The sequence below is a fragment of the Streptococcus cristatus ATCC 51100 genome (genome assembly GCF_000222765.1).
Lineage (GTDB): Bacteria > Bacillota > Bacilli > Lactobacillales > Streptococcaceae > Streptococcus > Streptococcus cristatus.
Genome location: NZ_AFUE01000001.1, coordinates 101,443 through 114,963 on the forward strand (window position 1 = coordinate 101,443; position 13,521 = coordinate 114,963).

At 42.1% G+C, this 13,521-nt stretch carries 13 protein-coding genes and 1 pseudogene; 1 reads left to right on the forward strand and 13 read right to left on the reverse strand.

All coding sequences use genetic code 11. The features are described 5' to 3' along the window. Positions 1–43: 43 nt before the first annotated feature. The 4 genes from HMPREF9960_RS00515 to HMPREF9960_RS00530 all read right to left on the reverse strand — a co-directional run bounded on the left by HMPREF9960_RS00515 (position 44) and on the right by HMPREF9960_RS00530 (position 3,665). Positions 44–832: an alpha/beta hydrolase gene (locus HMPREF9960_RS00515; protein ID WP_005590310.1), complete on the reverse strand. Its 789-nt coding sequence runs from the start codon at positions 830–832 to the stop codon at positions 44–46. Positions 833–893: 61 nt separating this feature from the next. Continuing rightward, positions 894–2,462, reverse strand: coding sequence for a signal recognition particle protein (gene ffh, locus HMPREF9960_RS00520; RefSeq protein WP_005590309.1), 1,569 nt, complete (start codon positions 2,460–2,462; stop codon positions 894–896). 55 nt (positions 2,463–2,517) lie between these two features. Then, entirely contained in the window at positions 2,518–2,850 is a 333-nt protein-coding gene (locus HMPREF9960_RS00525; protein WP_005590307.1) for a putative DNA-binding protein, read from the reverse strand. Between the two features lie 116 nt (positions 2,851–2,966). Beyond that, entirely contained in the window at positions 2,967–3,665 is a 699-nt protein-coding gene (locus HMPREF9960_RS00530; protein ID WP_005590306.1) for a GntR family transcriptional regulator, read from the reverse strand. A 240-nt stretch (positions 3,666–3,905) separates the two neighbouring features. Here HMPREF9960_RS00530 and guaA point away from each other — a divergent pair. Further along, positions 3,906–5,467 (forward strand): annotated as a pseudogene (gene guaA / locus HMPREF9960_RS00535) (glutamine-hydrolyzing GMP synthase). A gap of 60 nt (positions 5,468–5,527) precedes the next feature. Here guaA and HMPREF9960_RS00540 read toward each other — a convergent pair. From HMPREF9960_RS00540 to HMPREF9960_RS00580, 9 genes are all read right to left on the reverse strand, one after another. Continuing rightward, on the reverse strand, positions 5,528–6,508 hold the full coding sequence (locus HMPREF9960_RS00540; protein ID WP_005591935.1) for a DUF1002 domain-containing protein: 981 nt from the start codon (positions 6,506–6,508) through the stop codon (positions 5,528–5,530). A gap of 169 nt (positions 6,509–6,677) precedes the next feature. Continuing rightward, positions 6,678–7,529 (reverse strand): alpha/beta hydrolase, encoded by an 852-nt coding sequence (locus HMPREF9960_RS00545; RefSeq protein WP_005590303.1) that lies wholly within the window; start codon positions 7,527–7,529, stop codon positions 6,678–6,680. Positions 7,530–7,710: 181 nt separating this feature from the next. Continuing rightward, on the reverse strand, positions 7,711–8,292 hold the full coding sequence (locus tag HMPREF9960_RS00550; RefSeq protein ID WP_005590302.1) for a GrpB family protein: 582 nt from the start codon (positions 8,290–8,292) through the stop codon (positions 7,711–7,713). Between the two features lie 73 nt (positions 8,293–8,365). Beyond that, on the reverse strand, positions 8,366–9,103 hold the full coding sequence (locus tag HMPREF9960_RS00555; protein WP_005590301.1) for a DUF3307 domain-containing protein: 738 nt from the start codon (positions 9,101–9,103) through the stop codon (positions 8,366–8,368). A gap of 11 nt (positions 9,104–9,114) precedes the next feature. Next, positions 9,115–9,765 (reverse strand): SatD family protein, encoded by a 651-nt coding sequence (locus HMPREF9960_RS00560; RefSeq protein WP_005590300.1) that lies wholly within the window; start codon positions 9,763–9,765, stop codon positions 9,115–9,117. Between the two features lie 96 nt (positions 9,766–9,861). Then, entirely contained in the window at positions 9,862–10,179 is a 318-nt protein-coding gene (locus tag HMPREF9960_RS00565; protein WP_005591927.1) for a TfoX/Sxy family protein, read from the reverse strand. Positions 10,180–10,316: 137 nt separating this feature from the next. Next, positions 10,317–11,837 carry an ABC transporter permease/substrate-binding protein gene (locus HMPREF9960_RS00570; protein ID WP_005590298.1) on the reverse strand — a complete coding sequence of 507 codons (1,521 nt, stop codon included), beginning with the start codon at positions 11,835–11,837 and terminating at the stop codon, positions 10,317–10,319. After that, a complete protein-coding gene (locus HMPREF9960_RS00575; RefSeq protein ID WP_005590296.1) occupies positions 11,830–12,558 on the reverse strand; it encodes an ATP-binding cassette domain-containing protein in 729 nt (242 codons plus the stop codon). Before HMPREF9960_RS00575 ends, HMPREF9960_RS00570 begins: the two co-directional genes overlap by 8 nt. Then, positions 12,555–13,517 (reverse strand): zinc-binding dehydrogenase, encoded by a 963-nt coding sequence (locus HMPREF9960_RS00580; RefSeq protein ID WP_005590294.1) that lies wholly within the window; start codon positions 13,515–13,517, stop codon positions 12,555–12,557. The genes HMPREF9960_RS00575 and HMPREF9960_RS00580 overlap by 4 nt, the downstream gene beginning before the upstream one ends. Positions 13,518–13,521: the final 4 nt, after the last annotated feature.

A 13,521-nucleotide genomic window follows, 5' to 3' on the forward strand; every position in this document is an offset into this window, starting at 1 on the left:
CTTTCTAAATTTTTTACCAAAATAAAATTATGTAATATAATTATTAGAACAAAAACTCCCTAATTAAACCAATGACTTGACCATTTTGCGGCAGAGAGGAATGATGGGCAGCCTTGCCTATGACGATAGCCTCTCTGTATGAAGCAATTTTGCCTTTGTAAATCAGGCTCCCAGCTTCTACACTGCTTCTATGAACGATGCCATCGCCATCTCGGAAAAATATTCCTAAAATCGATAAATGCTGCAGCTTCTTAGGCAGTTTTCCTTGGTTGGCTACAAAGTCGTCTAGCATTGGGACTCGATGATTGAGATTTTTCTTATTCAGATTATAAGGACTACCAATAGTCAGGAGCTTTTCCACCCCCAACCCAGAATGGTCTGCTAGGTATTGCTGTAGGAATACTGTATAAATTAGACCTCCATTAGAATGCCCCAACCCTTTAAAGCTGGTAAAAGCATATTTCTCTCGTAAAACAGTTATGGCAGCGTTGAACATAGCAGCCTGCTTCTTGATATTTTTGTAACCATCGCAATTATTCTGAAAACCAACCACAAAAATGGGGGTTCTGTCCTTTCGCTTCAAATGCCCACGATAAGTCATGTGGCCGTCATTCCAGACTTTGATACGAATGAGACTATGGTGAGGATGCTGGCCGTGATTGAGCTTTCTAACCATTTTGTTAAAACGATTCTCTGTTGCTGAACTACCCGGAATCATGATAATTGGCTGAATATCAACTTTGCTAAAGGGCAGATGGCTGATGGGATGGGAAGTGAGCTTCGCTTGTATGTCGTTATAAAGCCGAATTAGATACTTAATAAACTTTTTCATTTCTTTTTTCCTAAGTGTACAAAACAAGCTACATAAACTAAATTATGTAACTTGTTTGCGATTACTTCCGTTTTTTCTTGTTTTTCTTCATTTGCTTAGCCATTTTATTCATGCTGCGGCGCATGAGGAATTCTCCAGCTTTTCCTTTGAGGCCACCGCCAAAAAGTTGACTCATATCTGGCATACCTGCTCCGCCTAAAGCAGATAAATCAGGCATACCGCCTTGGCCCATCATGCCTTCTAAAGCTGACATATCCGGCATGCCACCCGGCATATTTTTAGGCAGATTGTTAGGATTGAGCCCCATCTGTTTCATCATTTTGTTCATATCTCCAGATAGGACGCCCTGCATCATCTGTTTAGCTTGGTTAAAGTCTTTGATAAACTTATTGACTTCGACAAAGCTATTACCAGAACCAGCTGCAATCCGACGACGACGGCTTGGGTTAAGCAGGTCTGGATTTTCCCGCTCGGCTGGTGTCATAGAGGATACGATGGCACGTTTACGGGCAATTTCTTTTTCATCTACTTTGATGTTTTTAAGAGCAGGATTATTGGCCATACCTGGCAGCATCTTGAGCAATTCTTCCATAGGACCCATGTTCTGCACTTGGTCCAGCTGGTCGATGAAATCGTTGAAATCAAAGGTGTTTTCCCGCATTTTTTCAGCCATTTCAAGAGATTTCTTCTCATCGTACTCTTGAGCGGCCTTTTCAATCAGGGTCAGCATATCCCCCATACCGAGGATACGGCCAGACATACGGTCTGGGTGGAAGGTTTCGATATCAGTAATCTTTTCACCGGTACCAGTGAACTTGATTGGTTTGCCAGTAATCTGACGGACTGACAGAGCTGCACCACCACGGGTATCCCCATCAATCTTGGTCAGGATAACCCCGGTCACTTCGAGTTGATTGTTAAATTCACGGGCTACATTTGCTGCTTCCTGACCGATCATAGCATCGACAACCAGCAGAATTTCATTTGGCTGTGCTAAAGCCTTGACATCAGCCAGCTCCTGCATGAGTTTCTCGTCAATTTGCAGGCGACCAGCCGTATCAATTAATACATAGTCATTGTGATTAGCCTTGGCTTGCTCCAAACCTTGACGGACAATCTCTACTGCTGGAAACTCGGTACCCAAGGCAAAGACTGGCACATCAATCTGTTGCCCCAGTGTTTTCAACTGATCAATAGCCGCTGGACGGTAGATGTCCGCCGCAATCATCAAAGGACGAGCATTCTCTTCTTTCTTGAGTTTATTGGCCAATTTACCCGCAAAGGTCGTTTTACCAGCCCCTTGCAAACCGACCATCATGATAACAGTCGGAATCTTTGGTGACTTGATAATCTCGGCAGTATCAGAACCCAGAATGGCTGTTAGCTCTTCGTCTACGATTTTGATGATCTGTTGAGCTGGATTTAGAGTATCAATAACTTCATGCCCTACGGCCCGCTCGCGGACGCGCTTGATAAAGTCTTTTACAACAGGAAGGGCAACGTCGGCCTCTAAGAGGGCTAGACGAATCTCTTTGGTTGCCTCTTGGACATCCGCTTCAGAGATTTTCCCTTTCTTACGAAGATTTTTAAAGACGTTCTGTAAACGTTCAGTTAAACTTTCAAATGCCATAAATATTTCTCCTCTTAATTATCAAATGATGGAAATGGACAGGTTTCTATCCGTTTTATTCTCGGTTATCAATGCTGGACAAAACCGCAAGCTGCTCCTGCAAATAGGGATCGTCAGGGTATTTCTCCATAATCTGATCGAAAATCTGACTTCTGACAATATAGTCAGAGTACATATGCAGTTTCATTTCGTAGTCTTCCAGAATTTTCTCTGTCCGCTTGATATTGTCATAGACAGCTTGGCGGCTCACATTAAACTCCTCAGCAATCTCAGCAAGGCTGTAATCATCTGCGTAGTAGAGCTCAATATAGTTCATCTGCTTGTCAGTCAGCAAAGCCGCGTAAAACTCAAACAGAGCATTCATTCGATTTGTTTTTTCAATTTCCATAAAGAATATTATACCAAATAATCCCTTTAAACTCCACTCTTTCGATAGGTTTGAAAATGGAGAATTATAAAAAAACTGCCGATTGACAGTTTTATAACGTAATTTAAATTATGTAATCATGTATTTTCTAAATAAAACTCAAAGCGTTCGCCGACATACTGGCTTTTTACATACTCAAAGGCCGTTCCATCATCAAAATAAGAAACCTGTGTTAGACCTAAAATAGCGTGACCACGGGGAATTCCTAGGTATTTAGCGATTTTTTCCTTGGCCAAACGGGCGTAAATGGTCTGTTGGGACTTGCCGATTTTATAGCCGTGCTCTTGTAAGGTCTGGAAGAAATGGCTGGTCACTTCTTCTTTTTTGAAATTCTTTATAAATTTCTCTGGAATCGAGGCAACTTCATAGACAACGGGGATATCGTCAGCGTAGCGAACCCGTTCCATACGGATGATGTTCTCTGTCTTATGGATGCCCAACTTTTCGACTTCTCGCTCGCTAGGCAGCGTCCGACGGTAGGAAATCAGCTGGCTGGACGGTATTTTCCCTTGAGACTTCATAATTTCTGTAAAACTAGTTGTTCCGCGCATTTTTTCCTGCACGCGAGTGCTTGCGACATAAGTCCCGCTACCGACTCGACGCTCTAGCACCCCTTCCTCCACCAGAAGCGTAATAGCTTGGCGTAGGGTCATTCTGCTGACCTCGAAAGTTTCAGCAAGATCACGTTCGCTTGGCAAACGCTCGCCAATCTCCCAAATACCCTCGTCAATATCTTTTTTTATTTGATCATGTATTCTCACATAAGCAGGTAACATCAATAGCCCTCTTTTCTGATTTTAAGCAGCTTTTTTATACATTTATTGTATTATCAATTAGTTTAAAAGTCAAACTAAATATCAATCAATGTAGGGAAATCCTATTTGTTTATCATTTTTTAGAACAGATGTTTTAATTTTCCAGTTATTTTACTTGGAGCTGGCTCTATTACCTTGGAAAAATTCGATTTTTGTGATAGAATGAGGGAAAAAGATTACTTCTTTTAAGAAAGGGAAAAGATGACAACTACAACTGAATTGCAAGATGTTGAAAAAATCATCGTGCTTGATTACGGCAGCCAGTACAACCAGCTGATTTCACGCCGCATCCGTGAAATTGGTGTATTTTCTGAACTCAAGAGCCACAAGATCACAGCGGATGAAGTCCGTGCTATCCGTCCTGTTGGTATTATCCTTTCAGGTGGGCCTAACTCGGTTTATGAAGAAGGTTCATTTGATATTGACCCAGAGATTTTTGAGTTGGGGATTCCAATTTTAGGGATTTGCTACGGTATGCAGCTTTTGACTCATAAATTGGGCGGGAAAGTATTGCCAGCAGGTGATGCTGGCAATCGTGAATATGGTCAATCCAAACTGACACGTGCTACTTCTCCTCTTTTTAAAGGCACACCAGATGAGCAGCTTGTCCTGATGAGCCACGGTGATGCGGTGACAGAGATTCCTGCAGACTTTGTCCGTACGGGTACATCTGCAGACTGTCCTTTTGCATCTATTGAAAATCCTGACAAGAAAATCTACGGAATCCAGTTCCATCCTGAGGTTCGTCATTCCGAGTATGGTTACGATATTTTGCGCAATTTCGCTCTTAATATCTGTGGAGCAAAAGGAGACTGGTCTATGGATAACTTCATTGATATGCAGATTCAAAAGATCCGTGAAACAGTTGGTGACAAACGTGTTCTTCTAGGCCTATCAGGTGGTGTTGACTCTTCTGTTGTAGGTGTCCTCTTGCAGAAAGCTATCGGAGATCAATTGATCTGTATCTTTGTAGATCACGGTCTTTTGCGTAAAGGCGAAGCTGATCAAGTTATGGAGATGCTGGGCGGCAAGTTTGGTCTTAATATCGTTAAAGCGGACGCAGCTAAGCGTTTCCTTGACAAACTTGCTGGTGTATCTGATCCAGAGCAAAAACGTAAAATCATCGGAAACGAGTTTGTCTACGTCTTTGACGATGAAGCCAGCAAACTGAAAGATGTGAAATTCTTGGCTCAAGGCACACAGGGGATACCGACGTTATCGAATCTGGTACCGATACTGCTCAGACCATCAAATCTCACCACAATGTTGGCGGTCTGCCAGAAGATATGCAGTTTGAGCTGATTGAACCACTTAATACGCTCTATAAGGATGAAGTGCGCGCTTTGGGTACCGAGCTTGGTATGCCTGATGAAATTGTCTGGCGTCAGCCATTCCCAGGTCCTGGTCTTGCTATTCGTGTCATGGGAGAAATCACAGAGGAGAAATTGGAAACTGTCCGCGAGTCAGATGCTATTCTCCGCGAAGAAATCGCCAAGGCTGGTCTTGACCGCGATATCTGGCAATACTTCACTGTCAACACTGGCGTTCGTTCAGTCGGTGTTATGGGCGATGGCCGGACTTACGACTACACAATTGCCATTCGTGCTATCACCTCTATTGATGGGATGACAGCTGACTTTGCCAAGATACCTTGGGATGTTCTGCAAAAAATCTCTGTTCGTATCGTCAATGAAGTTGACCATGTTAACCGCATCGTCTACGATATTACCAGCAAACCACCTGCAACTGTGGAGTGGGAATAACAAATATGCAAAAACCAGCTAGAATTTAGCTGGTTTTTAGTTGCATTTTTTTAGACAGTCTTATTGACCTAGCAGGCCCTTAAAGAAATTGACGATTGCATTCCAGATATTGCTAAAGAAATTTCCGCCATCTTCAAGAAGTCCGTTTGCATCAAAGTTAAGGTTGATATTATTGAATGTGTTACCAGCCTTTGAAACAATACTGTTTTTCAAGTCGGTGAGCGTCTTTGTGAAATCAGAATTTGTGATGACTCCGTTATTTGAAAGATTGACTGCAAAGTTAATAATCAGATTGATTTGGTCAGCTGTGACTGAACTACTGAGACCGTAGTTTTTCAGTGTTTCTTCAACGATTTTACGGACATCAGCTTCTGTCAAGTTGCTGTTATTCTTTTTAGCATTGGCAACAGCTGTTTTTATATCTGTCAGAGCCACATTCAGCTTATCAGCATCGTAACCTTCCTTGCCCTGGTTCTCAGCGTTGATATTTGAAAGGGCTGCTAATTCTTCCTGAGCTAAGTCTTTATTTTCCTGGGGAACGCTTGCTCCATTTTCCTCCAGCGAGTAATAAATACCAGCCAGGGCGCTTTCTCCAGTCACAGGGATAGGTGCTGCTACTGTGATTTCTGCATGCTGTACGCCCAAGGTGACTGCCGCATTGCGATACATATCCTCTGTAACCTTGGTGATGTTTTGCGGCGTAACAATCTTAACTTGAAGTGGTTTCTTGTTACCTAACTTCTTAATCTTAACAGAAGAATATAGCTGTAAACTAGGATCATTTGCCACATTCATAATCTTTGAATAGACATCAGGTGTCATTGTTTTCAGAGGTTTAGAATCACTCGATGCATTGTAGCCTAAGAGCTGAAGCGTTTGCTCTTTTTGGCTGTCATCCAAGGAATAGCCCAAGACATACTCAGGCTGAACATAGGTTTCGTCAATGACTTTTTGAACGTTTGTGTCAGCCATTGCAGTAGAAACGGTAAAGAGAGTAGCTAGAAAAGCTCCTGCTGTCAGTAATGTTTTCTTAAATTTCATTTTACTCCTCAATCTATCTCTAAACAATAAGGTTTTAGAGAAGCTTCGATTATAATCAGCGGATTGCGCTGTCATACTAAATTAGGAAAGGAAAACTTCCCATAGAACAAAATAGTATAAAATGCTTAAAGTTTTCTTATAGACAAAGAATAGCCTGCAATTCTTAAAATCATTTGCCCCAAAGAAAATCAATCAATAATCTATCGACTTCTGGATTTTCATGTAGCTGGCTATGCTGAGCCAGAGGACCAGACACTCGTTTTTCCTGATAGGACTTGGCATTGTCAATTACAAGATACTTGAGACTGCGAGAAGAAACGTTTAAGACGGAACCATCCGATTCATTTTTAAAATCTCCATAGATATTGAGAACATCCACTTGATCTTGCGGATAAATTTCGCGCAAGCCCAGAAGTTTTTGATAGCTATCACTCATGGCGCTAGGCTGCCCTGTATGGTTATCTAGAATGGTCAAATTAGCTGGCAGATCCATACCCTCCAAACCATTGGCATGATTGGCGATATTTACCTGCTTTTGTAGTTGTGGAAGTTCTTCATTTTGAGCGTGCTCCAATAGGTAAAATAGGATAGACATATTTCCCATAGAATGTGCAACAAAATTCATCTTTTTAAAGCCATATCTTGCTTGCAACTCTCTGACAACTGCTGCCGCATACTCTCCATCCTGAGCATAGTTGGCATTTCGATTGTCTTTGAACTCAACCATGACAATTGGATTAACAGCATTTTTCGGAATATCACCTTTAAGAGTTACTTTAGCATGACTGTCAACTGTGGCTGTGATAATTGTTTGAGTAACCCCAGCTTGTCTGGCTGCTTCTACCATATGCTTTTCAGCATTGGCGCTTGAGCCATAACCGTGGAAAAACAAGGTTGGTGTGCTTGACTGAATATAGTCTCTACTATTTAATCCTTTGGTTTGCCGATTGTAGATTAGAAATAAGCTAACAAGAGCAATAAACAGAAAAGTTGAGAGTGCGATAATAGACCGTTTTCTCATTTTCCACCTCCTAACTCGTATGGATTAGTATCATAACATTTCTAATAACCTTAAACAACTAAAGAAGACGATGTTCTATTTAAAAAGAATTTAAAGGAACTTAATTTGTATTAAAACGTATTTATTTCATTTTTATTCGTATTAACTTGAATAGAAAATCATCGCACCAAGAACTACCATGCTATTCAATTTCATCGTCATACCTTCTCTTATAAAGCTGTTTAGCTTTTTGTGTGTACTGCCTAATGAAATCGGTTTTAGCTTCTGTATAGGCATCACGATTGTGCTCGTACTTTTTCCATAAGATTAATTTTAAATGCTCGTAGTCTTTAGCGACAGCTGAATGATCTTTCAGATAGTCTCGGAAATAGAGTTCATCATTGTCTCCATAGTAGCGCAAATGCAAGTGAAAAACGCGTTCAGCAAAACCTTGCAGTGTATAGCCCTTGTTAAAAGTCATTCGGCCTTCTGACTCTGACATAAGCAGGTAGCCATACTCCAGCAATTTTCTCTGGATGCTACCCATATCTTCACTTCGAGGAATTTCTAAAAGAATATCAATAATCGGCTTAGCCCATATCCCCTCAATAGATGTGGAGCCAATATGATGCATTTTATACAACTGATTTGCTGGCAAAAAACTTTGTATTCTTCTGCTTTCCTCCTTATACCAAGCTGCCCAATCCTCATTATACTCCTTTAAGAAAATCGGGAACAACTGCCATAATTCTTCTAAAGACATATCTTCTAGGGATTTTGCCATGTGACTTCTCCTTACCTTGTATCAAACGAGAATTAGAGTAAAGACCGGAAATCCTATCCCAGTCTCGTTTTTATTACCAATAAAGCAAGCCATAAGTCAGTAAAACGCTGATCATGCTAAAGAGTGAACCAATCAGATAGTATTCTGCAAAAGACTGGCTTTCTGAGATCTTATTATAGCGGGCAATAGATTTAGCTGTAAAAACTAACCCAATGGCAGTAAACTGCCCAAAAATAAGGGAAAGTCCCATAATCAAGCGTTCCAAAATCCCAATCATGGCACCAGCCCCCGCAATAGTCTCCCCACTGTCTTCTCCTGCCTGGTACTTGCTGAAGAAGAGTTTAAAGAGGATATTAATCGGCTTGCCAGTAAGGGCGAAGAAAAAGAGAGCCTGCAGCATGAGGTAGCGCTCAGACAGCCAATTAGGAGCTGGAATTTGCTGCTGCCCTAAAAGAAAATAAAGAGCAAAAATGCTAATCAAATGCAAAATCTGATCCAGTATAAAGGCAAACTTTTGAGCATGCTGCTGGACAATCAATGAATTCAGCCTATTCTTTAAGAAGTCAATAAGCGCATGACTGAGCCAGACCAAGCCGAAATATAGCAGATACTTAGGTAGGACTAGCCCTAAGAGCAACAAGGGCAAGAGAACAATTCCCAAGTGGAGAATCAAAAAATTCAACCGCCGGCTTTTTAGGTCGGCCATTTTCTGACTTTGAAGCTGAAAATCAGCTAGCACATGGGCCAGCAAAGTCAATACAAGAATCGGATTCTGCATGAAAAATTCTGAAAATCCCATAAAATTTGTCATTGTTCAGCCTCCTATGCTGCCTGTAAAATCATTCTCATAGCTAAACGGCGATTTCTCAGATAGATCTTCAGACCAGACGACTTGAGCCGCTTACTAAGCGCACTGGGACTTATCTGCAACAGCTCTGCTATTTCTCCATGAGAAAAATTCTCGTCATAGATATATTCCATGAGCATCCGCTCCAGAACTTCTCTCTGACTGTTATTCCACTTGCTCTGGATAAAGGACGCAGCCGCCAGCACCGTATTGACCGCCTGACTGAGCTCTTCATCTCCTAAGGATACAGCTATGCGACTGCTGCCATAATCATTTTTTTCGTGGACTGCGTTAATAGCTGCGCGTGCCCTCCAGTAGGCTGGACCGTCCGAGCCAATACTTTGTTCGCGATTGATATCCGTCACAATTTCACCCAGACCAAGACCAAAGCGAATCGGATGAGGAAAGCCTAAGGCAATCTGATCAATGAGCCGCATGATCTCAGGATTAGGCCGCAGCAAAGCCTGAAACTCGTCTCCAGTCGTTACTGTAAAAGGCGACACCAGATAATCTCGATAATCCTGATTTAGCACCGCCATCAATTCCTGCAACTCTTGCTGCGCCTGCTTGCGGTTTTTTAGCTGTTTGGACTCAATCAAATCTCCAATAAGAGCAATATAAAGCATAGCTGATCAAACCTCCTTTAAGTCCATTATAAAGGAAAATTTTTAAAATGTCTATTACAACGGAAAATTTTAGAAATATCCATTAGAACAGAAAGACTATTTTTTCTTTTTAGGTGCTGGCAAGATAGGATAGACAGCCTCAATCAAACTACAGAGAAAGGCAGGATCTTCTACTTCTTCTATATGAAGCATTGGCTTTGCACCTGGATAAGGGAGTTCATAGACTGGATTCTCTAAGAGAGTCAGAGCAGGCTGAACTGGCTTGAGTAGCAAGCGATTGTCATAAATCCCGCCAAATAAGCGACCTCGATAATAGAGCAAATATTCCCCCATCATCTTGCGAAAACTGATTTCTTGACCTAAGCCTTGCAGCTGCTTCAAGATAAAATCCAAATATTCTTGACTAGATGCCATCGGAACACCTCCATGCATTGATACCTTATTATACCAAAAATGGATGAATATTACTGATGTATCTTCTTCAATCTGCAGTCTATCTATTCTAAAATAAGTAAAAAAGCTAGACCTTATAAGTCTAACTCTCTTACTTCTTATTTTTTTAAAAGTCCTTCCTTGACCAGATAATCACGCGCGACAGCTTCCGCTTTTTTGCCTTCAATGCCGACTTGATAATTCATCTGGCTCATCTGGCTTTCTGTAATTTTACCAGCCAGCTTATTGAGAATACCTTCCAACTCAGGGTGTTTTTCTAGCAGTTCAGCCTTCAGGAGAGGTGCCCCTTGATAAGGAGGGAAAAGGTGCTTATCGTCTTCTAGAACTTGTAAATCATAACGCGCAAGTTCTGCATCAGTCGAATAGGCATCCGTGATTTGAATATCACCCGACTGGATAGCTTGGTAGCGAAGTGCTGGCTCCATAGTTGATACATTGAGATTGAGTCCATAGACCGACTGAAGCCCCTTATTCCCATCTTCACGGTCGTTAAACTCTAGGGTAAAGCCAGCTTTGAGTTTATCCTGAACCGCCTTAAGGTCAGAAATTGTTTTAAGATTATATTCTTTGGCGATAGTCTTTGGAACTGCAATCGCATAGGTATTCTGATAGGCCATGTGATTGAGCAAGACTAGATTGTCCTGTTTCTTAATGCCATCGCGTGCTGCTTCAAAAACTTCTTCAGCATCATTGCTGACCTTTGGAGCAAGCTGCAAGAGAGTTCCAGTAATCGTACCGGTAAACTCAGGATAGATATCAATATCGCCTTTCTTTAAAGCCTGATAAAGGAAGTCGGTTTTACCAAAGTTTGGTTTGACCGTCACAGTCATATCAGTATTTTCCTCGATTAGGAGTTTATACATATTCATAAGAATTTCTGGCTCTGGACCCAATTTCCCAGCAATGACCAGATTATCCTTGCTTTGTTTAGGTAATAAACTCGGCGTATAAGAAGCGCCTAGTCCGAGGATTAAGACCGCAAAAGCTGCAAAAACCGTCCGAAGCTTGGCCTTTTCCATCCATTTAAGGAGACTGTTGAAAAGAATTGCCAAAACTGCGGATGAAATTGCTCCAATCAAGATTAGACTAGCATTGCGACGATCAATTCCTAGAAGGATAAAAGAACCTAATCCACCAGCTCCAACAAGGGCTGCTAGAGTTGCTGTTCCGATAATCATAACCGTTGCCGTCCGAACTCCTGACACGATGACGGGCATAGCTAGAGGCAGTTCAAACTTTTTGAGCCGCTCCCACTTGGTCATCCCAAAAGCGATTCCAGCTTCCTCTAAACTAGGATCAATCCCATTCAAAGCCGTGACAGTATTTTCTAAAATCGGGAAAATAGCGTAAATCACCAGAGCAGTCAGTGCCGGCAGTGTACCAATCCCCATAAGCGGGATAAAGAGTCCCAGCAAGGCCATTGAAGGAATGGTTTGAAAGATTCCTGCAATTTGCAGCACCCAATTGGCTGCTTTTTTATGACTATGGAGATAGATAGCGAGCGGAATAGTCAGGAAGATGGCCACAAGTAAGGTCAGAAGAGAGAGCTGGAGGTGCTGACCAAGGGCTGTTACCCAATCACCAAAGCGCTCCTGAAAGGTAGAAATCAAATTAGTCATGTTGAACACCTCCAAATAAATCCGCTACGAAGCTGGTTGCAGGTGCAGATAAGATTTCCTCAGGTGTCGCCACTTGACGAATCTCCCCGTCCTGCAGAACGGCAATCCGATTCCCCAACTTTAAAGCCTCGTCCGTATCATGAGTCACAAAGATTGTCGTCATCCCAAATTCATTGTGCAATTCTCTGGTCAAAGTTTGTAGTTGTTTTCTCGAAATGGCATCCAAGGCCGAAAAAGGTTCATCCATGAGTAGAATCTTAGGTTGACCAATCATGGCCCGGACAATGCCCACCCGTTGCTGTTCTCCACCAGATAATTCACTAGGAAGTCGATGTCCATACTCAGCTACTGGTAAACCAACCTTAGCCAAAAGCTCTTCTGTTTTCTGAGCAATCTCTTCCTTAGTCCACCCCTTCATCTCAGGAATCAGGGCAATATTTTCAGCCACAGTTAGGTTTGGGAAGAGGGCAATCGCCTGTAAGACATAGCCTGTAGAGAGGCGTAGCTCACGCTCATCATAATCCTTAATCCGTTTATCATCCATATAGATATTGCCATCTGTTGGCTCTAAAAGACGGTTGATCATCTTTATCATGGTCGTCTTACCTGACCCAGATGGCCCAACTAAAACCATAAACTCTCCGTTCTCAATCCTTAAATTGACATCTCTCAAGACATCCTTTTCTGTATAGCGTAGCGCTACATTTTTATATTCAATCATTTCTTCTCCTTATTTATTACGATAACCTTGCCAAAAGATTGGCTACTTTCCAGATAAGCATGAGCGTCCTGGATTTGCTCAATAGAAAATACTTTTTCAGGTCGTACGTCTACCTGATACCGCTCCACAAAGTCCACCAAAGCTTGTAGCTTGTCTTGAGACACATTGCCAGAAACAAAGGTAGTCAAGTAGAGATTGCGGTAAAGCATTTCAATAGGGTCAAAGTCTGGAATAGTCCACTGACCGCCCAGCAAGCCACAAGAACAGATCATACCACCATCTGCCGTCCGAGCAAATGTATCAAGAATAGCACTCGGACCGACAAGATCCAAGACCTTGTCAAACTGCTCTTTCGTTTGCAAAACACCATCCTTGTCCAAAATTACCTGATTAAATCCTGCCTCTTTTAGTTGCTTTTCCTTGCTCAGACTACGGCTACTTCCCGCTAAATAGACATTTGGAAATTGCCCTTTGAGAAGCTTTGCAAAAGCAATCCCAACACCACTAGTCGCTGCTCGAACCAGAACTCTGTCTCCCTCCTCAATCTTGAGATTGAGATAAGAGCCAAATGCTGTATAGTAGGTTTCAGGCAGTGCGATTAAACTTTCCAAAGCAAGCTTTGTCCTCACAGGATAAAACTGTTCATCCGGTAGCAAAACGTACTCAGCATAACCACCATCAAAAGCACGCCCCATTTCTCCCATGATGGAAATGATTTGCTGCCCGACCTGCAAATCGGGACGATTGGTCTCCTCTACAAGTCCCACACATTTAATTCCTAAAATCCGTGGAAATTGAACGGACGGCGATAGTCCTTGACGAGTAAAAATCTCGCTATGGTTGATTCCAAATCCTTGCACCTTGACCAAGGTCCAACCTTCTTTAACAGTCGGTTTTGGAACTTCCACAACCTGCAGAACTTCTGGTCCCCCAGCTTCCTTAACAAGCACAGCTTTCATCTTA

Coding starts and splice junctions, on each gene's coding strand:
- HMPREF9960_RS00560 (WP_005590300.1), bottom strand. CDS start 9,765: ATGCTTTATATTGCTCTTATTGGAGATTTGATTGAGTCCAAACAGCTA.
- HMPREF9960_RS00550 (WP_005590302.1), bottom strand. CDS start 8,292: ATGGCAAAATCCCTAGAAGATATGTCTTTAGAAGAATTATGGCAGTTG.
- HMPREF9960_RS00540 (WP_005591935.1), bottom strand. CDS start 6,508: ATGAAATTTAAGAAAACATTACTGACAGCAGGAGCTTTTCTAGCTACT.
- HMPREF9960_RS00565 (WP_005591927.1), bottom strand. CDS start 10,179: ATGGCATCTAGTCAAGAATATTTGGATTTTATCTTGAAGCAGCTGCAA.
- HMPREF9960_RS00515 (WP_005590310.1), bottom strand. CDS start 832: ATGAAAAAGTTTATTAAGTATCTAATTCGGCTTTATAACGACATACAA.
- HMPREF9960_RS00555 (WP_005590301.1), bottom strand. CDS start 9,103: ATGACAAATTTTATGGGATTTTCAGAATTTTTCATGCAGAATCCGATT.
- HMPREF9960_RS00525 (WP_005590307.1), bottom strand. CDS start 2,850: ATGGAAATTGAAAAAACAAATCGAATGAATGCTCTGTTTGAGTTTTAC.
- HMPREF9960_RS00580 (WP_005590294.1), bottom strand. CDS start 13,517: ATGAAAGCTGTGCTTGTTAAGGAAGCTGGGGGACCAGAAGTTCTGCAG.
- HMPREF9960_RS00530 (WP_005590306.1), bottom strand. CDS start 3,665: ATGTTACCTGCTTATGTGAGAATACATGATCAAATAAAAAAAGATATT.
- HMPREF9960_RS00545 (WP_005590303.1), bottom strand. CDS start 7,529: ATGAGAAAACGGTCTATTATCGCACTCTCAACTTTTCTGTTTATTGCT.
- HMPREF9960_RS00575 (WP_005590296.1), bottom strand. CDS start 12,558: ATGATTGAATATAAAAATGTAGCGCTACGCTATACAGAAAAGGATGTC.
- HMPREF9960_RS00570 (WP_005590298.1), bottom strand. CDS start 11,837: ATGACTAATTTGATTTCTACCTTTCAGGAGCGCTTTGGTGATTGGGTA.
- ffh (WP_005590309.1), bottom strand. CDS start 2,462: ATGGCATTTGAAAGTTTAACTGAACGTTTACAGAACGTCTTTAAAAAT.